This window comes from Microterricola viridarii, from assembly GCF_001542775.1.
In the GTDB taxonomy this organism is placed as follows: domain Bacteria; phylum Actinomycetota; class Actinomycetes; order Actinomycetales; family Microbacteriaceae; genus Microterricola; species Microterricola viridarii_A.
Genome location: NZ_CP014145.1, coordinates 2941598 through 2961895 on the forward strand (window position 1 = coordinate 2941598; position 20298 = coordinate 2961895).

Consider the following 20298-nt stretch of genomic DNA (forward strand, 5'->3'; position numbering starts at 1 on the left):
GCCAGTCTACCGGATTCGACGGGGTTCTCTTGCCGAATTCTCAACCGGGCCCCGCGACGTGGTGCTGGAGGGCCTCTTGGACGGCGGACTCGGGCACCCTGAAAGAACGCCCAAAGCGGATCGCGGGCAGTTCTCCCGCGTGCACCTGGCGGTAAACGGTCATCTTCGAGACGCGCATCATCGCGGCGACCTCGGCGACCGTCAGAAAGCGCACATCAGAAAGGTCGGGTGCCATGGATCCTCGCTCGTGGCCCTGCGGGCCCCCGGGTGGGCCCTCGCTGCGCGGTGCTCGTGCGACGAATGTGACTCGAGTGGCGCGTGCGCGTGACGAAACTCTAGGCCCCGGGCGCGGGCTTGTCCAGAGCCGGGATTTCGACAGCGCGACGCGAAGCGTCGCGAAAGGCGGCAGCCCAGTCCAAGGAAACCTCTGGACAGTTACCGATGCGTGCCCGGTTTCGACAAGCTCAACCAACGGGTGGCTCAACTAACGGGGTGGCTCACCTGACGGGGTGACTCAACCAACGGGTGACTCAAACCAACGGGTGACTCACCTAACGGGGTGACTCAAACCAACGGGGTGGCTCAACAAACGGGGTGGCTCACCGAGCGGCACGGCCCGATCGACGGCGGTGGACCTACTCGTAGCGGCGCCACTTCTTCGGCGCGACATCCTTCACGACGGCGCTGACCTTGACGGAGGTGTCGGCGAATGCCTTGCCGATGGCGGTCGCGAACGCCCGCTGCTCGTCCTTCAGGCCGGCATCCGCATAGTCGCCCTCGCGCACGACGGCGTCGAAGTCGACGCTCAGGAAGGGGATCAGCCAGTCTTCGATGGCCTCCAACGGTGCGTGGTCGAGGTGGTAGTAGCGGTGCTGCCCCTCCTCGCGCACGGAGACGAGGCTGGCCTCGCGCAGCACCTTGAGGTGCTTCGAGACGGTCGGCTGGCTGAGTCCGAGCTCCGCGACGATCTCCGAAACGCTGATCTCGCCTGCCGCATCCGAACGGGTGTTGTGCTTCGCCAACAGGATGCCCAAGATGTCGCGTCGGGTCGGGTCTGCAACCACGTCAAAGATGTCCGCCATGAGATCAAAACTAGTCGCTCCCCTTGGGGAGTACCATGACCATTCGACACAGCGCGTGTCAGGTGAAGGGGAATTGATGCAAACAGCGATGCGCCAACAGCGTGCACCGCTCAGGTTGAGCTCTCTGCCCGGGCGCCTCCGCGACGGCATCGATCACTTCGCCGGCCACTCCCCCTCCCGCTTCGCGATCCTCATCTTCACCGCGCTCGTGATGCTGTTCACCCTGCTGTTCTCGCTGCCGATCTCCGCCTCCAACGGCCAGGTGACCCCGCTCCCCGACGCACTCTTCACGGCCGTGTCCGTTATCTGTGTCACCGGACTGTCCACCGTGGACATGGCCACCCACTGGTCGGACTTCGGCGACGTGCTGGTGTTCATCGGCGTCAACGTCGGCGGTATTGGCGTGCTGACGTTGGCCTCGATCCTCGGCATGGTCATCAGCCGCCGGCTCGGGCTGCGCGCCAAGCTGCTGGCCGCCAGCGACACCAACCCGTCCAGGATCCACGTCGGCCCGGTCAACGAGGGCCAGACGGTGCGCCTGGGCGAGGTCGGCAACCTGCTCGCGACGGTGGCGGTGAGCGCCCTCGTGATCGAGGCCGTCGTCGCGCTGCTGCTGTTCCCACGCATGCTCGCCGTCGGCGTGCAGGTCGGCGAGGCCGCCTGGCACAGCCTCTATTACGCGGCCATGGCGTTCACGAACACGGGCTTCAACCCGAACCCGGAGGGGCTGACGCCCTGGGCCGACGACTACTTCTTCCTCTCAGCGCTCATGGTGGGCGTCATCCTCGGGCCATCGGCTTCCCGGTGATCTACGCCCTGGTGCGCGGATGGCGCAGGCCCCGCCGCTGGTCGGTGCACGTGAAGCTCACCCTCGTGACGTTCGGCCTGCTGTTGGTCGCCGGCGGACTGCTCTACATCCTGCTCGAGTTCGACAACCCGAAGACGTTCGGCGGCCATGGCGCGGCCGAGACGATCTTCCAGGCGTTCTTCCTCTCGGTGATGACCCGCTCCGGCGGTTTCGCCACGATCAACATCGCCGACCTGCACGGCTCCAGCCTGCTGGTCAGCGACATGCTCATGTTCATCGGAGGCGGCTCGGCCTCCACCGCCGGCGGCATCAAGGTCACCACGCTCGCCGTGCTGTTCCTGGCCGCCTTCGCGGAGGCCCGCGGCAACGAGTCGATGGAGGCATTCGGCCGCCGCATCCCCCGCGACATCCTGCGCCTCGCCGTCAGCGTCGTGCTCTGGGGTGCGACCATCGTCGCCGTCTCCAGCATCGCCATCCTGCAGATCACCAAGGCACCGTTCGACTATGTGCTGTTCGACGTGATCTCGGCCTTCGCCACCTGCGGGCTCTCCACGGGGCTCACCGCCGAGCTCCCGCCCGAGGGCGTCTACATCATGGCTGCCACCATGTTCATGGGCCGGATTGGTACAGTGACACTCGCGGCAGCCCTGGCATCCAGTGAGCGCCGCCAGCTGTTCAAACGCCCTGAGGAAAGGCCAATCGTTGGTTGACCGCAATAGACACGACGCCCCGGTTCTCGTCATCGGCCTCGGCCGTTTCGGCGCGGCCACGGCCGGCCAGTTGGACCGGCTCGGCCGCGAGGTGCTCGTCGTCGACGACAGCGCTGCCCTCGTGCAGAAGTGGGCGGAGCGCGTGACGCACGCCGTGCAGGCGGACGCCCGATCGATCGACGCGCTGCGTCAGATCGGCGCCCAAGACTTCTCTGTCGCCGTCTGCGCCGTCGGCTCCTCTGTCGAGGCCAGCGTGCTGATCACCGCGAACCTGGTCGACCTCGGCATCCCGCAGATCTGGGCGAAGGCCATCTCGCAGTCGCATGGAAAAATCCTGGAGCGCATCGGCGCCAACCACGTGATCTACCCGGAGGCGGAGGCCGGCGAGCGCACCGCCCACCTGGTGAGCGGCCGCATGCTCGACTTCATCGAGTTCGACGACGACTTCGCGTTGGTCAAGATGTACCCGCCGAAGCCGATCCGCGGCAAGTCCCTGACGGATTCCGGCGTGCGCACCAAGCACCGCATCACCGTCGTCGGCGTGAAGAGCCCCGGCCGCCCGTTCACCTACGCAACCGCCGACACCGTGATCTCCAACCACGACCTCATCATCGCCTCCGGCACCGAGGCAGATCTCGAGCGCTTCGCGGCCCTCGGCGTCTAGGCAGCGAGGCACCTAGGAAGTCACTATCGGCAGCCTTCAGCTGTGCGTTAGCTATGTGCTGGCTGGATGTCAGCTGGGGAAAATGCGCCCATAATTGGGTAAGTGAATGCCCCTGAAGTCCCCAGTACTGCCCGCCGTAAAAACCCTCTCGCCCGCTGGGCGAACGCCATTGGCTACCTCATCTTTCTCAGCCGTTGGCTGCAGGCGCCGCTCTACCTGGGGCTGATCGTCGCGCAGGGGCTCTACGCCGCCGTGTTCATCAATGAGCTGATCGGCATGAGCGAAGCGGTGCTCTCCGACCCGATGGACATCGACGCGAACTCGGTCATGCTCGGCGTGCTCGGACTGATCGACGTCGTCATGGTCGCGAACCTCGTCATCATGGTCGTCGTCGGCGGCTACGAGACATTCGTCTCCAAGATCGACACCGGCGAGTCGCAGGACCGGCCGGAGTGGTTGAGCCAGGTCAACGCCAATGTGCTGAAGACCAAGCTCGCAATGTCGATCGTCGGCATCTCCTCCATCCACTTGCTGAAGACGTTCATCGAGGTCTCCAACCTCGGCGGCAGCTCAGCGCACGGCGCCACCGAGACCTACACCGTGTCCGGCGTGCTCTGGCAGTCGATCATCCACACGATCTTCATCGTCTCCGCGATCAGCCTGGCCTGGATCGACCGGTGGGGCGCGATGGCCGATTTTGAAGAACGCGAACTTGTAATCGAAGAGACCGAGGCAGGCATCCGATGAACCCCGCAACACCCACCCCCGACATCGGATCCCGCTGGACAAACTCCGTCGGCAGCCTGATCTTCCTCAGCCGCTGGCTGCAGGCCCCCCTTTACCTGGGCCTCATCGTCGCCCAGTTGCTCTACGTCCTGCAGTTCATGGGCGAGCTGCTGCACCTCGCGGAGCACGTCGTCTCTGACCCGCGGAAGGCGGAGCAGGCCGTCGTCATGCTCGGCGTGCTCGGCCTCATCGACGTCGTCATGATCGCGAACCTGCTGATCATGGTCATCATCGGCGGCTACGAGACGTTCGTCTCGAAGCTGAACCTCGATGACAATCGGGATCGCCCGGAGTGGCTCTCCCACGTCAACTCGAACGTGCTCAAGACGAAGTTGGCCATGTCGATCATCGGCATCTCGTCGATCCACCTGCTGAAGACGTTCATCGAGGTGAACGACCTCGGCGCGGAAGAGGTGGAGAACCTCACCGGCGAGGTCTACTCAGAGGCCGGCGTGTTCTGGCAGGTCGCCATCCACACCATCTTCATCCTCTCCGCCCTCGGGCTCGCCTGGATCGACCGGTGGCACAACAAGGACGCGGCCCGCAACCGCCGCCTGCTGATCAAGGAGCGTCAGCTCGGCATCGCCCACCTGGCCGCCGAGGGCGAGGTCGATGAAACCGGTGCCCAGCACATCGACGCACAGGAGCCTGGTGCCGCATCGACCGTTGCCGCGGAGACCGAGGCCGCCGACACGACAGAGGAGCCCGAGCTCGTCGGAGCCTCCCCCCGCGCCTAAGACGCAACGCACAACGGCCTGGCGGGCACGCCGCCAGGCCGTTTCTGCTGCCCGGATGCCGCGGCGCGGCCGCGCGTCCTGCGCCACTTTGTCGCCCTCCGCGCCACATGAGGTGGCTCGGAGGCGCACAATCTGGCGTTGGGCGAGAGCTGCTAGCCGGCGGCAAGCTCGCGGGCTCGGGCGAGCGCGGCATCCGTCGCCTCGGCGAACAGGGTGCTCAGGCCGGCCTGCTCGAGCACGGCGATGGCACGCTCCGTTGTGCCCTTCGGGCTGGTGACGCGGCGGCGCAGCTCGGCCGGCTCCTCCCCGGAGGCGGCGAGCAGCTCGCTCGCGCCGAGGAACGTGTCGTTCACCATCAGGGCGGCCTGCTCGGGCGTGAAGCCCTTCGCCACGGCGGCGGCCGTGAGCTGCTCGATCAGGTAGAAGACGTAGGCGGGTCCGGAGCCGGAGATGGTGCTGAGCGCGTCGATCTGCTCCTCCGGGATCACCAGCACCGAGCCGACGGTCTCGAACAGGCCGACGGCGAGCGCCAGCTGCTCATCGGAGGCGCGCGTGCCTACAGAGAGGCCCGTGACGGCGCGGCCGACGACGGCCGGCGTGTTCGGCATGCTGCGGATCACCGCGACGCCCTCCGGCAGCAACGACTCGAAGGTGGCGATGGTGACGCCGGCGGCGACGCTGATAACCAGCGTGCCGGGCTCCACGGCATCCGCGATCTCACGCAGCAGGTCGGGCACCATGGCTGGTTTCACCGCGACGACGACGATCTGCGCGCCGCGCACGGCCGCCCGGTTTGCGTCGGGGTCGTTCTCGGTCGCGAACGCGGTCACGCCCTCCAGCGCGGCGGACTCGGCCGCCTTGGCCGCGCTGCGGTTGGTGGTGCGGATGCCGCCGGCGACGACGACCTCTGGTTTCAGCAGGCCCGCGATGACGGCACCGGCCATCGATCCGGCGCCAAGGAAAGTGATTGCTGGCAGGTGTGTAGTGGTCACGCCACCATCCTAGGATTGCTCCATGAGTGCATCGGGTGGAAACAAGGCGATCATCGCGGCCTTCCTCGCAAATACGGGTATCGCCATCACCAAGTTCATCGCGGCGGCCCTTTCGGGCTCGTCCTCGATGCTCGCCGAGGGTGTACACTCCATCGCGGATGCCGGCAACCAGCTGCTCCTGCTACTCGGCGGCCGCAAGGCCAAGCGCAAGGCGAACGCCGAGCACCCGTTCGGCTTCGGCCGGGAGCGCTACGTCTACGCCTTCGTCGTCTCGATCATCTTGTTCTCGGTCGGTGGTGTCTTCTCGCTCTACGAGGGCGTCAGCAAACTGCAGGACCCCCACCCGCTCGACCCCGCCTGGTGGTGGCTGCCGATCGTCGTGCTGCTCGTCGCGATCGTGCTGGAGTCGTTCTCTCTGCGCACCGCCGTTGGCGAGAGCAACCTGGTGCGTGGCAAGCAGGGCTGGGTGGCGTTCATCCGCCACTCCAAGGCGCCCGAGCTGCCCGTCGTGCTGCTCGAGGACGTCGCTGCCCTCTGCGGTCTGGTCTTCGCCCTCATCGGAGTCGGCCTCACCGCCATCACCGGCGACGGCATCTACGACGCCATCGGCACGCTGTTCATCGGTGTGCTCCTCATCGCCGTCGCCGTGGTGCTCGGCATCGAGACGAAGAGCCTGCTCGTCGGTGAGGGCGCGAACCCCGCGGATGCCGCCGCCATCGAGGACGCGATCCTGGCCGGCACGGAGCACGAGGGCATCATCCACATGAAGACCCTCTACCTCGGCCCGGATGAGCTGCTGGTCGGCGCCAAGATCGCCTTCCCGGCCGGCAAGCGCTTCTCTGACGTCGCGCACGACATCGACGCGATCGAGGCCCGCATCCGCGTGGCCGTGCCGATCGCCCGGGTGATCTACCTGGAGCCCGACGTCTTCTCGAAGTTCAACGGCCCGAACCCGCCGACCGACACCATCGTCATCAAGGGACTCGAGTAGCCATGGCCGCCACGGGCGAGACCCAGACCCCGGATGCCGCTGGCGAGGCCGCGCGGCTGCGCACGGCGCTCGTGCTGCGCCACGATGAGACGATTCACCTCGGCAATCTGGAGCCGGTGCTGCGCGAACACGGCTACGCGTTGACGGTGCTCGACACCCCGGGCGCCGACTTCGCCGCCGTCGACCCGGCCGCGGCCGACCTTGTCGTGGTACTCGGCGGCGACATGGGTGTCTACGAGAGCGAGCAGCACCCCTACCTCGCCGACGAGATCGCGCTGATCCGCGCCCGGATCGACGCGGAGCGGCCGGTCTTCGGCGTCTGCCTCGGCGCCCAGCTGATGGCGGAATCTCTTGGCGGCACCGTGTTCAAGGGCGGCAGCAACGAGATCGGTTACCGCAGCGTCGAGCCGACCGTCGAGGGCGCGCAGTCGCCCGTGCGCCACATCGCCGGCGTTCCGGTGATGCAGTGGCACAGCGACACGTTCGAGCTGCCGGAGGGTGTGACGCGGCTGGCCGGCTCACCGGAGTACCGCAACGAGGCATTCGGCATCGGCAACTGGGCGCTGGCCGTGCAGTTCCACCCCGAAGTGACGCCGGAGATGCACGAGCGCTGGGTGGCAGACAGTGTGGGAGAGCTCGCCGCGGAGGGCATCGACGCCGACGCGCTGCGGGCAGAGAACGAGCGCTACAACGCGGCGATGCAGCAGGCGTCGCGGCGGATGTTCAGCGAGTACCTCGACGGCATCGCCGGGTAGTACCGGCATCGTGCGCTGTTGGCTTCGGTCGCTGGCGCTCCCTCGAGCCAACGGGGAGAGGGCAGCCCGCGCGAGGCCTCGATACGCTCGTTCCTCGCTAGTCGACCGACGGGGAGGCCCCTCTCCCGCTGGTCGAGTAGGCCCGCCAGGGCCGTATCGAGACCCCGACACCACCGGAACCGAGCCTCGTGCGCTGTTGGCTTCGGTCGCTGGCGCTCCCTCGAGCCAACGGGGGGGGGGGGGCTCTCCCGCTGGTCGAGTAGGCCCGCCAGGGCCGTATCGAGACCCCGACACCACCGAAAACCGACACTCGTGCGAGGTCTCGATACGCTCGTTCCTCGCTACTCGACCGACAGGGGCGGCCCCTCTCCCGCTACTCGACCGACGAGGAGGCCCCTCTCCCGCTGGTCGAGTAGGCCCGCCAGGGCCGTATCGAGACCCCGACACCACCAGGAACCGAGCCTCGTGCGAGGTCTCGATACGCTCGTTCCTCGCTACTCGACCGACGGGGAGGCCCCCTCCCGCTACTCGACCGACGGGGCGGCCCCTCTCCCGCTGGTCGAGTAGGCCCGCCAGGGCCGTATCGAGACCCCGACCCCACCGGGAACCGAACCTCGTGCACTGTTGGCTTCGGTCGCTGGCGCTCCCTCGAGCCAACGGGGAGGCGGGCAGCCCGCGCGAGGCTAGGGCCGGCGGGCCGGGTCGGCGAAGAAGTCGGTGAGCAGCGCCGCGCACTCGGCCTCCTCGACGCCGGCGAACACCTCGACGCGGTGCTGCAGCCTGCGGTCACGCAGCACGTCGTAGACCGAGCCGGATGCCCCGGCCTTCTCGTCCCAAGCGCCGAACACGATGACGGGCAGTCGGGCCGCGAGGATCGCGCCCGCGCACATCACGCAGGGCTCCAGGGTGACGACGAGCGTGCAGCCCTCCAGCCGCCAGTCGCCCCGCGCCGTCGTCGCCGCCCGGATCGCGACGATCTCGGCGTGCGCGGTTGGATCGTTCAGCAGCTCCCGTTCGTTGCGGCCGAGGGCGATGACGGAGCCCGTCTCGTCGAGCAGCACGGCACCGACGGGCACGTCGTTGGTGGCCAGTGCCGCCCTCGCCTCGGCGATGGCGCGCCGCATCCATTCGCTGTGCAGGGCCCGCTGGCTCATGATCTCCTCCGGAACAGCCGTTTTCGACTCATTCCGAGGCGCGGCCGAACTAAGATTGAGCCTATGCGAGTCCACGTTGCAGACCACCCGCTCATCACGCACAAGCTGACGGTGCTGCGCGACAAGAACACCTCGTCGCCGGTGTTCCGCTCACTCACCGAAGAGCTCATGACCCTCCTCGCTTACGAGGGCACCCGCAATGTGCGGGTCGAACCGGTCACCATCCAGACCCCCGTCGCCGAGACCCAGGGTGTGCGCATCGGCGACCCCAAGCCGCTCATCGTGCCGATCCTGCGCGCCGGCCTCGGCATGCTCGAGGGCATGGTCAAGCTGGTCCCGACCGCAGAGGTCGGCTTCCTCGGCATGGCCCGCGACGAGGAGACGCTCGAGCCGACCACCTACGCCGAGCGTCTGCCGGAAGACCTCTCCGACCGCCAGTGCTTCGTGCTCGACCCGATGCTCGCCACCGGTGGCTCGCTGGCCGCTGCCATCGAGTTCCTGTTCCAGCGCGGCGCGAAGGATGTGACCGCGATCTGTATCCTCGGCACCCCTGAGGGCCTGGCCGCTGTAGAGAAGGCGATGGCCGGCCGTGAGATCACGATCGTGCTCGGCGCCCTCGACGAGCGCCTGAACGAGCACGGCTACATCGTTCCCGGCCTCGGCGACGCCGGCGACCGGCTCTACGGCACCGTCTAACCACCTTTTTCACGGATGCCGCGGCATCCGTTCACGCCGCCATCGGTCCTGCGCATTGCCAGGTCGGTGGCGGCTCTGTCGTAACACTGCAGTTTCTTCGCGCGGCAACGCGCCGAACGCGCTACGCGTAACGAAAATCCGATGAACTCGTATTTCATCGAGGAATCTGTGACGAGATCGCCTCTCGTCATGGATCATGCCGTCGCGCCCATCGCACGCCGCACACCATGCGTGTCGGAATGCGTCTTTTTCCGTCACTGAATTGACACCCGGCGTAACACTCGCTTAGCTACACCCATGACAACGAACGCTCACCCCCTGACCTCCTTCGAGGCACAGAGGACTACCGGGATGATGATGCCCGGTGGTAGCGCTCCGTACTGTCGAATGTGCCGCTGACCCGCGAACCACAGTCGAGAACGCTCTGATCGAGCCACGCGCCCATCAGACGAACTCCCGGAGCCCCGCACACGGACGGCTTCGAACCGGCGACGGCCTCTGAACGCCGTCTCGCCCGCAGCCTCGCTGCTTCGTTCTCGAACCTCAGGTCGCCAATGAACGCCGACCCGCTGGACCCTCCGTAGGGTCGCCGGTGGCGTGTCTGCGCGGGGTTCTACGCGTCTCACATCATCAGAAGGACATCTCATGTCGATCGCACAGCTCTCCCCCGCTCCCCTCACCGCCACCCGGCCCGCCCGCGCCGAGCTCTCGCTCGCCCCCGCCCCGAGCGCCGTCGCCCCCGCCCCCCGCATTCGCGCCGTGCCCGAGGGCACCGAAGCCCGCGGCTTCGTGCTCTACGTCGGAATCGACGAGGCCAAGGCGGCCGCGGAGGGCACCAGCCTGCACCGCCTCGTCGAGGCCATCAAGCAGCTCACCGCCGAACTCGCCCCGAGCGCCCAGACCTACGCCGCCGTCGCTCTCGCGCCGCAGGGCTCCGGCGGTCGCGACGTCGACGTCGTGCGCCTCGCCCTGCAGGACCCGGCCGCCCTGGCCAAGCACCGCCAGCTCGACGAGCCGGATGCCGACCGCCACCCGGCCGGCGTGATCGTCGACATCAGCCGCAAGCGCGTGCTGCTCGACGGCGACGCCGCCGCGCTCACCTACAAGGAATTCGAGCTGCTGCAGTACCTGGTGCTGCGCGAGGGTCGCACCATCGACCGCGCCGAGCTCATCAGTTCGCTGTGGAGCGCCGACGAGGACGAGTCGCCCAACGAGCGCACCATCGACGTGCACGTGCGCCGGCTGCGCTCCAAGCTCGGCGGCTACGAGGACATCGTGCGCACCGTGCGCGGCGTCGGCTACCGCTTCGACCGCCACGCGGACGTGTCGATCCGGCAGGCCTCGACGCCCAGCCCCGACTTCTTCTAGGACACGGGCTCAGCTTCGGCGAGCACGGACGCCCTGGTACGCACGCATGAGCTGCGGCACGACGAGGTACACGGCGAGCGGCACGACGACGATCGAGAGCACGAGCGCGCGGAGGACGGGATTCCAGTCGCTCGCGAACGGCTCGATCGCGTAGAAACCGACGGTGACGAGGGGGAAGATCGCCAGCCAGGTGATCAGCGCCCGTGCGTGAATCGACGGTGGGCGCTGGGTTCCAGGCGACTGGGGAACAGTGTGTGACATGGCGTGTGCCTTTCCTTGGGTGTGCGGCGTGACATCGGCTGCTCAGCCAGCGGACGCCGGGTGGAGGTCTTTCTCGAGGAGCCGGCCGGTGACGGCGAGAGCGGCCGCACCCGAACGATTACGTCGTGGTGTGCCGTGTTCGTCATGGTCATCTCCTCGGCGTTCACGATGACACCCACGGCGTGAATTCTGGGAAGTTTGTTGCCGAAACAGGAACACGCTGCTTCGATGGGGGCATGAGCGCCACCCTCAGAGTCACGACCGAGCTGGAGCAGATAGCTCCGCGTCTGCGCCGCATCCGACAGAAGAAGAACCTGACCCTGGCCGAGCTCGCTGCCGCGACCGGGATCTCGAAGAGCACCCTCTCCCGGCTGGAATCCGGGCAGCGGAAAGCCAGCCTCGAGTTACTTCTTCCGATCGCGGCGGCGCTGATGGTTCCGCTGGACGAGATCGTGACGGCCCCGAGGGTCGAGGACCCCCGCGTTCCGCAGAGATCAACACGATCCGACGGGCGCATGCTCACCCCGCTCTCTCAGCACCAGGGCGAACCGCAGGCCTACAAGGTCCTGATCCCCGCAACCGAGCGGGCCGTCGAACTCAAGGTGCACGGAGGATACGAATGGCTGTACGTGCTCTCCGGCCGCCTGCGGCTCGTGCTGGGCGAGCACGACATCGTGCTCGGCCCGGGAGAGGCTGCCGAGTTCGACACCCGGAACCCGCACTGGTTCGGGTCGACGGGAACCGGTGCCGTCGAGATCCTCAGCATGTTCGGCACACAGGGCGAGCGCATCCATCTGCGCGCCCGCAGCACAGGGGTTGCGGGTCCGTGAGCTGCGGGCGGAATGGGACGAGCGCGCGATCCTGCTCGTCTCGCCCGGCCGAAGGATGCGCGCAATGGCGGGCATCCTCGTTGAGAATCGATGCCAGAAACGGTCATTGGAAACTCGCAGGAAAAATAACGATCCGATAACTAGCTTTCGTTACCCCTTCGTTATATATTCGGAGAGCGCCAGTTGTTTGCTGTGGCAGCTGGCGCAGAATGTGATTGCAGGACACTCTTGGTGCAAAGGGAGAGGGCCGGTCGTTAGCCTCAACGACCGGCCCTCAGCACGTTAACGGGCACCTTGAGAAGCGGACTTCGGCACGGGATCCCGGCCGACCCGCCCACCGGTTACATACCGGGCGCCCCGACTGCCTATCCTTGTGCTGGGGAGGCGAAATGAGCCAGAAGGCCGACGCGGTTGCCGCGTGGGAAGCGTTGTTCCGGGCACAGGTGAGCGTCATGCGCACCCTGGCGAGCGAGTTTCCCTCGCGCGAGGTCTCACTCAACGAGTACGACGTCATGTTCACGTTGTCGCTGCATCCGGAGCACCGGCTGCGCCTGCGCGAGCTGAACCGCCAGATGCTGCTCACCCAGCCGAGCGTCAGTCGCCTGGTCGACCGCATGACCGCCCGCGGGCTGCTCGCGAAGGAGCACGACCCCACCGATGGCCGCGGCACCGTGATCGTACTGACGGATGCCGGCTACGAACTCTTTCGCCGGGTGGCCGTCACGCACATGGACTCGATCACCCAGCGCGTCGGCGGCGCACTCGACGAGGACGAGCTCAAGCAGCTGCGGGCCCTCTGCGAGAAGCTGCTCCGCAACGGCCAGGACTGAGCCCCACCCTCCGACAGGACAGCTGGTCGACATGAACAGTGGGGCGGAGGCCCTACCCCCACCCCACCGCGGCAATCCCTTGCAGGATGCCTCTCACACAGGCAACCCGAACATTGTCTGGTGAGTAGCGATGCATCCCGGCGCGTGGCGCGGAGGATGCCCGATCGTGGGGCGGAAAGCCGCGCGCTGGGTGCGGCGTCGAGAACGTGGCGGGGCCACCTTTCGCCACCTGCGCCAGGCGCGCGCCGCAACGTCGTGTGCTGACTGCTGGAGTTCGGGCTCCATAGCCTGTCTGCCTCTCGAATCGGCGACGGCGGCGGTGCACAGGGGCCGGACGGCCGGTGCGACAACGCGATCTCTGTGCGCGCGAGGGGAGCGCACACAGCGATAGTAACCCTCGCACCCCCCGAACGGGTAGCATCGGATTCGGGGAGTACGAGGCATCCGCCCGAAGCAGACGGGCTACCCCTTCGCCGGCGCCGTCGGCCGGGCGCGACGGCGGACTAGCCGGCGGCGACGAGCTCGCTGGCGGCCTGGGCGAGCCCGGCCTTCCACGCGGATTCGAGCGCCTCGCACTCGTCCGAGCTGAGTTCGGCGCGGAACGCGGCGGCGAGCCCTGCCCAGCGCGTGGCCGACTGGGCGCGCACCTTCTCGCCCGTGAAGCCGGATTCCCGCACGGCGCTGAGGAAGCTCTCCTCGATGCGTGCCGCAACGGTGCCGCCCTCGTCGAGGCGGGCGACGTGCTCACGCCCCTGTCGGTAGGCGGATCCGCGAGCGGTGCGCTGCGCTGCGGCCTGTGCGGATGCGATCAGCGCAATCTCCTCACTGGTGAGCGACTCCACTCGTTTCAAAAATGCGTCCACAACGTACTCCTCTCTCGTGAACCGTAACCGCCCACCCTAGCAACTTTCGGCAGCTTTTTTGCTGGTCAGATACGAGATGCTTTCGTACAGGGAATGGGCTATGGTCTTCGGAAGCTCACCGACCGAGGAGAAGGAGTGATGTTCCATGGCAGATAAGTCTCCCAAGGGCAATAACGCGAAGAAGGCCCCGCAGGCGTCGCTGAAGGACAAGCGGGCGGCCAAGCGCGAAGAGAAGTCCGAGTCCGGATTCATCAAGCAGCGCAAGGGCCACAGCTAGCCCCAACTACCCCACACGTCGAGACGACCCGGGTCGGATGCCGCACGGCGCCGACCCGGGTCGCTGTGTGTCCGCGTGCGCTGAATCCGCGCGGGGCCGGCCCTAGGCTGGGCCCATGCCGACCGCCGTTCGTGCCAGCCTGAACCCATTCACCGCCGGGTTCCGGGGCGGCGCGCGCCTCGGCCGGGCGTATTTCGCGGCGCAGGCCATAGCCGGGGCCCTGTGGTGGCTCGGCGTCTTCACCTCAGACGTGGTGCGCACCGCGACCCTCGGCGAGCTGGATGCCGTCGCCATCGCCGTGTTCGACGTTCCGCTGTTCGTCGTGGCATCCGCCCTCGCCGCCGCCGGCTCCCGCGCGGCGCTCTGGGTGCTCCTGCCCTGGACCGCCCTCGTGTCCGCCGGGATGGCGCTGTACGCCACCATCACCGGGCTCGCCGGCTGGGGTGCCCTGCTCATGATCGCCGCGATGCTCGGCAGCACGGCCGCCGGGTTGCTCGTCACGATGGGGTGGATTCCGGCCGAGCGTCTCCTTGTCGGGCCGCTCGGATTCCGGCTCGCCCGCCCCGCGGGGAGACTCGGCCATCTCGGCCGCACCGGCGCTCAGATCGTCGTGTTCTGGGGCCTGTTCCTCGTCGTTCTGCCCGCGGCCATCGTGCTCGTGGAGGCGCGCTGGCAGCTGGACATCGCGCTGCCCGCCGCCGTGCGCCTCATCGGGCTGATGCTCGTGGTCGCCGCGAGCGGGCTCGGGCTCTGGGCCGCTTTCACCATGTCGACCCGTGGGGAGGGAACTCCCCTGCCGTCGGCAATGCCGCACAGGCTGGTGATCGCCGGGCCCTACCGGTACGTGCGGAACCCGATGGCCGTCGCCGGCATCGCGCAGGGCGTCGCAGTGGGGCTGATCGCGGGCTCCTGGCTCGTCGTGGTCTACGCGCTCTGCGGCTCACTGCTGTGGAACTGGGTCGTGCGCCCGCTCGAGGAGGCCGATCTCGAGTCCCGGTTCGGCGCCGACTTCGTCGCCTACCGCCGCCAGGTGGCGTGCTGGCTGCCGCGGCTCCGGCCGGTGCCGGTGCCCGCAGCGACGGACTAGCGCCGAGACGACAGTTGAGCGTGTCCCCTGGCTGCGGGAACACGCTCAACTGTCATCTCGGCACGGGGTGCCGGGCCGGGGCTAGACCCGCTGGGGCTCGCCGGCTGCCGGCAAGTCGTCGTCGGCGCCGGTGGCCGTCGCGATCGAGCCGGTGCTGACGCTGACGGGCTCCGCGCTGTCGACCGCGTCGGTGCCCGCTGCCTTGCTGGCGCGCTGTGCGGCCTCGAGCGCGTCGGCCTCTGGACCACTGATGGCCTCGCCACGCGCAACCATGCCGGCCTGGTCTGAGAGCGGCACCTGCTTGAGGAACAGCGCGAACACGAAGGCGATCAGGATGAACGGGATCAGGTACCAGAACACCGGCGCCAGCGAGTCTGCGTAGGCGGTGACGATGGCGTCGCGCACCGGGTCCGGCAGCGTGGCGAGGGTCTGCGGGTCCAGCGTCGCCGTCGCGTTGCCGGCATCCGCCGCACCCGAGTCGGTGAAGATCGCGGTGAGCTTCTCGGAGAGGCGCGAGGCGAACATCGCACCGAAGATGGCGACACCGAGCGATGCACCCACCTCACGGAAGTAGTTGTTCGTGCTGGTGGCGGTGCCGACCATGTCGGGGTCGACGGCATTCTGCACGACCAGGACGACGACCTGCATGATCAGGCCGAGCCCGGCGCCGAAGACGAACAGGTAGACGCAGATGAGCCAGATCGGGGTGGTGGCCGCGAGCGAGGTCATGGCGACCATGGCGGCGGCGGTGACCAGCGCACCGACGATCGGGTACAGCTTGTACTTGCCCGTCTTGGTGATCGCCAGTCCCGACCAGATCGAGGTTCCCATCATGCCGACCATCATCGGCAGCATGAGCAGGCCGGATGCCGCGGCGGAGGCACCGGAGGACATCTGCAGGAACGTCGGCACGAAGGCGATGGCCGAGAACATGCCGAGGCCGAGGGTGAAGCCGATGGCGGTCGCGTTGATGAAGATCGGGTTGCGGAACAGGCCGAGCGGGATGATCGGGTCTTCGGCGCGCGACTCGACCCAGACGAAGGCCGCGACGGCGGCGAGGAATCCGGCGCCGAGCATCCACGTCTCGAGGGCGTCCCAGCCGAAGTCGGACTTGCCGCCGAAGTCGGTGAAGAAGATGAGCAACGTCGTGGCCAGCGAAAGGGTGACTACACCGGCGATGTCGACGCGCTTCGTCGCCTTCTTGTTCGGAATCGTCAGTGCGAACCAGGCGATCGCGAACGCCGCGATTCCGATCGGGATGTTGATGTAGAACGCCCACTGCCAGGTGAGGTGGTCGACGAAGAAGCCGCCGAGCAGCGGACCGGCGATGGCGGAGAGGCCGAAGATGGCGCCGAGCGGGCCGAGGTACTTGCCGCGCTCGGAGGCCGGGACGATGTCGGCGATGATCGCCTGGGAGAGGATCATCAGACCGCCGCCGCCGAGGCCCTGCATGGCGCGGAACGTGACGAAGGTCCAGAAGTCGCCGGCGAAGGCGGCCCCGATGGAGGCCAGCGTGAACAGCGCGATCGCGATGAGGAACAGGTTGCGGCGGCCGAGCACGTCACCGAACTTGCCGTAGATCGGCATGACGATGGTGGTCGCCAGTAGGTAGGCCGTGGTGATCCAGGCCTGGTGCTCGACGCCGCCGAGCTGGCCGACGATCGTGGGCATGGCGGTGGAGACGATGGTCTGGTCGAGGCTGGAGAGCATCATGCCGGCGATGAGGGCGCCGAAGATGATCCAGATTCGTCGTTGGGTGAGCAGCAGTGGTTGCTCGGTTGATGCGGCGGTCATTCGCTTCTTTCGTCGTGGCGTGGGGAACTGATGCGGGGCGGCTGGCTAGCGACCGAGCGCAGCCGCGAAGAGGGCGGTGGTGGCGTCCGCCGAGCTCTTCAGGTGTGTCGTGAACTCTTCGGTGTTGTCCGGCCGGAAGTAGAGCGAGGCGGCCCGGCGCACGATGGCAGTCAGTACCGCCACGGTCATCTCGGCCACGGGGTCACCCTCTGGCAACCCCTCGCGGGTGGAGATGACGCTGGCGAGCAGGCGCTCCATCTCTGCACCCTCGCGGAGGAACTTGCCGAGCAGCTGGGGCTCGCGGGCGATCACGGCCTCCGGGGTCGTCAGATCGCCGCCCTCTGCGCGGAACTGACCGAGGCTGACGATGACCATGTCGAGCAGGTCATCCAGCAACGTCGGGGAGATTCCGACGCAGTCGGCGGGGCGGGCCTCGATGAACGCGGTGAGCGCCTCACCGTCCAGGCCGTCGTCGCGGTGGCCGATGACCGCCTCTTCCTTCGACGGGAAGTAGTTGAAGAAGGTGCGGCGCGAGACGCCGACGATCTCGCAGAGCTCCTCGACGGTGAAACCATTCAGGCCGTGTTCGACCGTGAGGAGGCGGGCCTGACTGGTGAGATCCCGGCGGGTGCGCTCCATGCGCCGCTCACGCAGGCCTGGCGCGGCGGCATCCGGCACACTTTTTGCACTCTCAGACACGAAGTGCAATTATGCACGAATCTGTCCGGAGTGCAAAAACAGCGGCGCGCGCGCCGTAACCGGGCACAAAAACAGCGCCCGGAGCGTGCTCCGGGCGCTGCTTGTCAGGTGCGGCTTAGTACCAGTTCATCGCCTGCGAGTGCGACCACGCGGCGGCAGGGGTGCCGTAGCTGCGGGCGATGTAGTCCAGGCCCCACGCGATCTGGGTCGCGGCGCTGGTCTCCCAATCGGCGCCTGCGGTGGCCATCTTGCTGCCGGGCAGCGACTGCGGGATGCCGGTGGCGCCGCTCGAGTCGTTGTAGGCGGTGTACGACCAGCCGGATTCCTTCTGCCACAGCTGCTCGAGCGCGGAGAACTGGTCGGCGCCCCAGCCGTACTTCTCGGCGGCCATGGTGCGGGCCACGGCCCTGGCGCCGTCCGGCGTGTTGGCGTTCGCCAGCTGGGCCGCGGCTTCTGCGGCGGCGGCCTGCGCCGCCTGGGCCCGGTCGTACTCGGCGACGGCGGCCTGCACGGTGCCGATCTGGGACTGGGTCTGCGCCGTGCGGTTGGTCAGGTCGTCGAAGGCGAGCAGCTCGAAGCCCTCGAGCGATGCGACGGATGCCGCCAGCGGGGCGGTGTCAACCTTGCCCTCAGCGCCGGCGAGGGCCACGCCGGCGGCATCGATGGTGGCCGCGGCGTCCTTCTTGGCGTGGGCGGCGACGAGGCCGCCGTAGACATCTTGTGCGTCGTTGTTGAGGGAGGAACCGGCGTTCAGGACGGCGGCCTCATGTGCGGCGGCCTGCTGGTTACTGACACCGGCAACGGTGAAGGCGGTGCCTGCGATGACTCCGACGGCCAGCACGCCACCAGCGGCGAGCATGCGGCGCCGTGCCCGACGCTGTGCGGTCAGGCGGTTCCGCGAGCGGGTGAGTTCTTCGGCGGTGTCGGGGCGGCTCGGGGCTGCGGTGGTCGTGGGGGCGTTGGAGTCGGGCTGCATAACTGGGGGATGATCCTTCGTTTGGGGGGCGGCGCCCTCAGGCGCGAAGGATCAAGGATGACCAACGAGGATGGACGAAACCTCAGTTTTCACTGGGTAAAGCATCCAAACGCATGGATTTTGCCCGATTGGCGGCGCCCCCGGCGCCGTCGCCTCAGCCGCGCTTGAGACCCGGGAAGTCCTCTTCTCGCCACTCTCCCGGGGCGCGTAGGCCCGCCGCGGCGGCGTCGACCTCGCGCTGGCGCAGCTCAACCCTGCGAATCTTCCCTGAAGCGGTCTTCGGCAGCTCGAAGAACTCGATCCGGCGCACCCGCATGTACGGCGGCAGGGCGGCGCGGGCGTGCGCGAGCACGGCCAACGCGGTCGCCTCGTCGGGCAGGGCGCCGGCGGCCAGGGCGATGTAGGCCTTGGTGATGTTGAGCCTGGTGGCATCCGGGGCTCCGACCACGGCGGCCTCAGCAACGGCCGGGTGCTCGATCAGCACGCTCTCGACCTCGAACGGCGAGACCTTGAAGTCGCTGGACTTGAAGATGTCGTCGGTGCGGCCGATGAAGGTGAGCGTGCCGTCGGCGGCTCGGCTGGCGACGTCGCCGGTGTGGAAGAAGCCGCCGCGCATCGCGGAGCGGGTGCGCTCCGGGTCGCCGAGGTAGCCGGTCATCAGGTTGAGCGGGCGGCTGGCGAGGTCGAGGCAGATCTCGCCCTCGTTCGTCTCTGACGGCTTGCCGGTGAGCGGGTCGACGAGGGCAATGCTCACGCCGGGCAGCGGGTGGCCCATGGCGCCGGGAACCAGCGGCGTGCCCGGGGTGTTGCCGATGAGGGCCGTGGTCTCGGTCTGGCCGTAGCCGTCGCGGATCTCCAAACCCCACCAGTCGCGGATGCGGCCGATCACCTCTGGATTCAGCGGCTCGCCGGCCGAGAGCAGCTCGCGAAGGGCGTGCGGCTTCTGCCGCACCTCGCTCTGGATCAGCATCCGCCAGACGGTCGGCGGCGCGCAGAACGTCATCACGCCGGCGCGGTCCAGCTGGGCGACGAGCGCCGCGGCGTCGAAGCGGGCGTAGTTGTAGACGAAGACGGTCGCGCCTGCGATCCACGGCGCGAAGAAGCTGCTCCAGGCGTGCTTGCCCCAGCCGGCCGAGCTGATGGCCATGTGCACGTCGCCGGGCTGCACGCCGAGCCAGTACATCGTGCTGAGGTGCCCGACCGGGTAGGAGAGGTGGCTGTGCACCACCATCTTGGGCAGGCTGGTGGTGCCGGAGGTGAAGTAGATCAGGGCCGGGTCACCGCTGCCGACGGTGTTCTGGATGGCGGATGCCGGCGAGCCGGCCGCGTCGGCCATGTCGAGCCAGCCGGCGGGGGCCGCGGCGGGGCCTCCTGTGACTCCGGCGCCCACGCAGATGCCGCGGTAGTCGCCAGGCACGTCGGCGAACTTGGCGGCATCCGTCGGGTCGGCGATCACGAAGCGCACCGCTGCCCGCTCGACGCGGTCGGTCAGGTCGGCGGGGCCGAGCACGACGGAGCTGGGCAAGATGACGGCGCCGAGCTTGAGCACCGCCAGCATGGAGTCCCACAGCTCGACCCGGTTGCCGAGCATGAGCATGACGGCGTCGCCGGGCCGCACGCCCTCTGCACGCAGCCAGTTGGCGAGGCGGTCGGAGCGCTCGCGGAGTTCGGCGAAGCTGTAGCGGGCCTCGCTGCCGTCCTCCTCGACGATCCACAGCGCGGTGCCGTCATTGCCGGTGCCGTCTGGGCCTGCTGCGAGCGCGTCGAACCAGTGCTGGGCCCAGTTGAAGTCGGGTCCGACATCCGGCCAGCGGAATTCGGCGCGTGCCGCCGCGCCGTCGCTGCGCAGCTCGAGGAGTTGGTCGCGGGCGGCCCTTAGAGCCGTCGTTCCGGGGTGTTCGCGCGTGCTGTCGGTGGCGGCCATTGTTCTATTCTGCC

The 20298-nt window shown here is 68.0% G+C and carries 22 protein-coding genes and 1 pseudogene; 13 read left to right on the plus strand and 10 right to left on the minus strand.

Going from position 1 to position 20298, the window contains the following annotated elements; genetic code table 11:
• Nucleotides 1–40 precede the first annotated feature (40 nt).
• Together AWU67_RS13445 and AWU67_RS13450 are read right to left on the minus strand one after the other, a co-directional pair.
• Nucleotides 41–235: a helix-turn-helix domain-containing protein gene (locus AWU67_RS13445; RefSeq protein ID WP_067230050.1), complete on the minus strand. Its 195-nt coding sequence runs from the start codon at nucleotides 233–235 to the stop codon at nucleotides 41–43.
• Nucleotides 236–635: 400 nt separating this feature from the next.
• Nucleotides 636–1082: an ArsR/SmtB family transcription factor gene (locus AWU67_RS13450; RefSeq protein WP_067230054.1), complete on the minus strand. Its 447-nt coding sequence runs from the start codon at nucleotides 1080–1082 to the stop codon at nucleotides 636–638.
• Between the two features lie 88 nt (nucleotides 1083–1170).
• Here AWU67_RS13450 and AWU67_RS13455 point away from each other — a divergent pair.
• From AWU67_RS13455 to AWU67_RS13470, 4 genes and pseudogenes are all read left to right on the plus strand, one after another.
• Nucleotides 1171–2600, plus strand: a pseudogene (locus AWU67_RS13455) (TrkH family potassium uptake protein).
• Nucleotides 2593–3264: a potassium channel family protein gene (locus AWU67_RS13460; protein WP_067230058.1), complete on the plus strand. Its 672-nt coding sequence runs from the start codon at nucleotides 2593–2595 to the stop codon at nucleotides 3262–3264. Before AWU67_RS13455 ends, AWU67_RS13460 begins: the two are co-directional and overlap by 8 nt.
• A 102-nt stretch (nucleotides 3265–3366) precedes the next feature.
• Nucleotides 3367–4011 (plus strand): TIGR00645 family protein, encoded by a 645-nt coding sequence (locus tag AWU67_RS13465; RefSeq protein WP_199922293.1) that lies wholly within the window; start codon nucleotides 3367–3369, stop codon nucleotides 4009–4011.
• Entirely contained in the window at nucleotides 4008–4787 is a 780-nt protein-coding gene (locus AWU67_RS13470; RefSeq protein ID WP_082716996.1) for a TIGR00645 family protein, read from the plus strand. Before AWU67_RS13465 ends, AWU67_RS13470 begins: the two co-directional genes overlap by 4 nt.
• Before the next feature lie 152 nt (nucleotides 4788–4939).
• On the opposite strand, the gene proC is transcribed toward AWU67_RS13470, so the two are convergent.
• Nucleotides 4940–5731, minus strand: a complete 792-nt coding sequence (gene proC, locus AWU67_RS13475; protein WP_067230060.1) for a pyrroline-5-carboxylate reductase — start codon at nucleotides 5729–5731, stop codon at nucleotides 4940–4942.
• A 70-nt stretch (nucleotides 5732–5801) separates the two neighbouring features.
• Between proC and AWU67_RS13480 the strand changes: the two genes are divergently transcribed.
• Both AWU67_RS13480 and AWU67_RS13485 read left to right on the plus strand, forming a co-directional pair.
• Entirely contained in the window at nucleotides 5802–6770 is a 969-nt protein-coding gene (locus AWU67_RS13480; RefSeq protein WP_067230064.1) for a cation diffusion facilitator family transporter, read from the plus strand.
• Between the two features lie 2 nt (nucleotides 6771–6772).
• Complete coding sequence (locus AWU67_RS13485) at nucleotides 6773–7525, plus strand: glutamine amidotransferase (RefSeq protein WP_067230066.1); 753 nt, start codon at nucleotides 6773–6775, stop codon at nucleotides 7523–7525.
• Between the two features lie 683 nt (nucleotides 7526–8208).
• Here the strand turns inward: AWU67_RS13485 and tadA are convergent.
• Nucleotides 8209–8679, minus strand: coding sequence for a tRNA adenosine(34) deaminase TadA (gene tadA / locus AWU67_RS13490; RefSeq protein WP_067230069.1), 471 nt, complete (start codon nucleotides 8677–8679; stop codon nucleotides 8209–8211).
• A 63-nt stretch (nucleotides 8680–8742) separates the two neighbouring features.
• Here tadA and upp point away from each other — a divergent pair, with 63 nt between their 5' ends.
• Together upp and AWU67_RS13500 are read left to right on the plus strand one after the other, a co-directional pair.
• Complete coding sequence (gene upp / locus AWU67_RS13495) at nucleotides 8743–9375, plus strand: uracil phosphoribosyltransferase (protein WP_067230071.1); 633 nt, start codon at nucleotides 8743–8745, stop codon at nucleotides 9373–9375.
• 645 nt (nucleotides 9376–10020) lie between these two features.
• Nucleotides 10021–10743, plus strand: a complete 723-nt coding sequence (locus tag AWU67_RS13500; RefSeq protein ID WP_067230075.1) for a winged helix-turn-helix domain-containing protein — start codon at nucleotides 10021–10023, stop codon at nucleotides 10741–10743.
• 9 nt (nucleotides 10744–10752) lie between these two features.
• Here the strand turns inward: AWU67_RS13500 and AWU67_RS13505 are convergent, their stop codons facing one another.
• Nucleotides 10753–11004, minus strand: a complete 252-nt coding sequence (locus AWU67_RS13505) for a hypothetical protein (protein ID WP_067230078.1) — start codon at nucleotides 11002–11004, stop codon at nucleotides 10753–10755.
• 60 nt (nucleotides 11005–11064) lie between these two features.
• Between AWU67_RS13505 and AWU67_RS17845 the strand changes: the two genes are divergently transcribed.
• The 3 genes from AWU67_RS17845 (at nucleotide 11065) to AWU67_RS13515 (ending at nucleotide 12664) form a co-directional block, all read left to right on the plus strand.
• Nucleotides 11065–11190 carry a hypothetical protein gene (locus AWU67_RS17845; protein ID WP_257720943.1) on the plus strand — a complete coding sequence of 42 codons (126 nt, stop codon included), beginning with the start codon at nucleotides 11065–11067 and terminating at the stop codon, nucleotides 11188–11190.
• 50 nt (nucleotides 11191–11240) lie between these two features.
• Nucleotides 11241–11834: a helix-turn-helix domain-containing protein gene (locus AWU67_RS13510; RefSeq protein WP_067230081.1), complete on the plus strand. Its 594-nt coding sequence runs from the start codon at nucleotides 11241–11243 to the stop codon at nucleotides 11832–11834.
• Nucleotides 11835–12223: 389 nt separating this feature from the next.
• Nucleotides 12224–12664 carry a MarR family winged helix-turn-helix transcriptional regulator gene (locus AWU67_RS13515; RefSeq protein WP_067230085.1) on the plus strand — a complete coding sequence of 147 codons (441 nt, stop codon included), beginning with the start codon at nucleotides 12224–12226 and terminating at the stop codon, nucleotides 12662–12664.
• A 503-nt stretch (nucleotides 12665–13167) separates the two neighbouring features.
• Here the strand turns inward: AWU67_RS13515 and AWU67_RS13520 are convergent.
• Nucleotides 13168–13527, minus strand: coding sequence for a hypothetical protein (locus tag AWU67_RS13520; RefSeq protein ID WP_129586720.1), 360 nt, complete (start codon nucleotides 13525–13527; stop codon nucleotides 13168–13170).
• A gap of 145 nt (nucleotides 13528–13672) precedes the next feature.
• On the opposite strand from AWU67_RS13520, the gene AWU67_RS17850 reads away from it, so the two are divergent.
• Both AWU67_RS17850 and AWU67_RS13525 read left to right on the plus strand, forming a co-directional pair.
• Entirely contained in the window at nucleotides 13673–13804 is a 132-nt protein-coding gene (locus AWU67_RS17850) for a hypothetical protein (protein ID WP_257720945.1), read from the plus strand.
• A gap of 115 nt (nucleotides 13805–13919) precedes the next feature.
• The gene (locus AWU67_RS13525) at nucleotides 13920–14891 is read left to right on the plus strand and encodes a methyltransferase family protein (RefSeq protein WP_082716998.1); all 972 of its coding nucleotides are present in this window, start codon (nucleotides 13920–13922) and stop codon (nucleotides 14889–14891) included.
• 81 nt (nucleotides 14892–14972) lie between these two features.
• Here the strand turns inward: AWU67_RS13525 and AWU67_RS13530 are convergent, their stop codons facing one another.
• The 4 genes from AWU67_RS13530 to AWU67_RS13545 form a co-directional block, all read right to left on the minus strand.
• Complete coding sequence (locus AWU67_RS13530) at nucleotides 14973–16685, minus strand: MDR family MFS transporter (protein WP_067230091.1); 1713 nt, start codon at nucleotides 16683–16685, stop codon at nucleotides 14973–14975.
• Nucleotides 16686–16730: 45 nt separating this feature from the next.
• Nucleotides 16731–17384: a TetR family transcriptional regulator gene (locus tag AWU67_RS13535; RefSeq protein WP_129586721.1), complete on the minus strand. Its 654-nt coding sequence runs from the start codon at nucleotides 17382–17384 to the stop codon at nucleotides 16731–16733.
• Between the two features lie 115 nt (nucleotides 17385–17499).
• A complete protein-coding gene (locus AWU67_RS13540; RefSeq protein WP_067230098.1) occupies nucleotides 17500–18360 on the minus strand; it encodes a hypothetical protein in 861 nt (286 codons plus the stop codon).
• A gap of 154 nt (nucleotides 18361–18514) precedes the next feature.
• A complete protein-coding gene (locus AWU67_RS13545; protein ID WP_067230102.1) occupies nucleotides 18515–20284 on the minus strand; it encodes an AMP-binding protein in 1770 nt (589 codons plus the stop codon).
• Between the last annotated feature and the right edge of the window lie 14 nt (nucleotides 20285–20298).

What these genes read in the sequence shown, in the direction of transcription:
- AWU67_RS13545 (WP_067230102.1), bottom strand. Translation starts at nt 20,284, where the DNA reads ATGGCCGCCACCGACAGCACGCGCGAACACCCCGGAACGACGGCTCTA.
- AWU67_RS13450 (WP_067230054.1), bottom strand. Translation starts at nt 1,082, where the DNA reads ATGGCGGACATCTTTGACGTGGTTGCAGACCCGACCCGACGCGACATC.
- proC (WP_067230060.1), bottom strand. Translation starts at nt 5,731, where the DNA reads ATGGCCGGTGCCGTCATCGCGGGCCTGCTGAAACCAGAGGTCGTCGTC.
- AWU67_RS13445 (WP_067230050.1), bottom strand. Translation starts at nt 235, where the DNA reads ATGGCACCCGACCTTTCTGATGTGCGCTTTCTGACGGTCGCCGAGGTC.
- upp (WP_067230071.1), top strand. Translation starts at nt 8,743, where the DNA reads ATGCGAGTCCACGTTGCAGACCACCCGCTCATCACGCACAAGCTGACG.
- AWU67_RS13500 (WP_067230075.1), top strand. Translation starts at nt 10,021, where the DNA reads ATGTCGATCGCACAGCTCTCCCCCGCTCCCCTCACCGCCACCCGGCCC.
- AWU67_RS13505 (WP_067230078.1), bottom strand. Translation starts at nt 11,004, where the DNA reads ATGTCACACACTGTTCCCCAGTCGCCTGGAACCCAGCGCCCACCGTCG.
- tadA (WP_067230069.1), bottom strand. Translation starts at nt 8,679, where the DNA reads ATGAGCCAGCGGGCCCTGCACAGCGAATGGATGCGGCGCGCCATCGCC.
- AWU67_RS13510 (WP_067230081.1), top strand. Translation starts at nt 11,241, where the DNA reads ATGAGCGCCACCCTCAGAGTCACGACCGAGCTGGAGCAGATAGCTCCG.
- AWU67_RS17850 (WP_257720945.1), top strand. Translation starts at nt 13,673, where the DNA reads ATGGCAGATAAGTCTCCCAAGGGCAATAACGCGAAGAAGGCCCCGCAG.
- AWU67_RS13515 (WP_067230085.1), top strand. Translation starts at nt 12,224, where the DNA reads ATGAGCCAGAAGGCCGACGCGGTTGCCGCGTGGGAAGCGTTGTTCCGG.
- AWU67_RS13485 (WP_067230066.1), top strand. Translation starts at nt 6,773, where the DNA reads ATGGCCGCCACGGGCGAGACCCAGACCCCGGATGCCGCTGGCGAGGCC.
- AWU67_RS13480 (WP_067230064.1), top strand. Translation starts at nt 5,802, where the DNA reads ATGAGTGCATCGGGTGGAAACAAGGCGATCATCGCGGCCTTCCTCGCA.
- AWU67_RS13525 (WP_082716998.1), top strand. Translation starts at nt 13,920, where the DNA reads ATGCCGACCGCCGTTCGTGCCAGCCTGAACCCATTCACCGCCGGGTTC.
- AWU67_RS13470 (WP_082716996.1), top strand. Translation starts at nt 4,008, where the DNA reads ATGAACCCCGCAACACCCACCCCCGACATCGGATCCCGCTGGACAAAC.
- AWU67_RS13540 (WP_067230098.1), bottom strand. Translation starts at nt 18,360, where the DNA reads ATGCAGCCCGACTCCAACGCCCCCACGACCACCGCAGCCCCGAGCCGC.
- AWU67_RS13530 (WP_067230091.1), bottom strand. Translation starts at nt 16,685, where the DNA reads ATGACCGCCGCATCAACCGAGCAACCACTGCTGCTCACCCAACGACGA.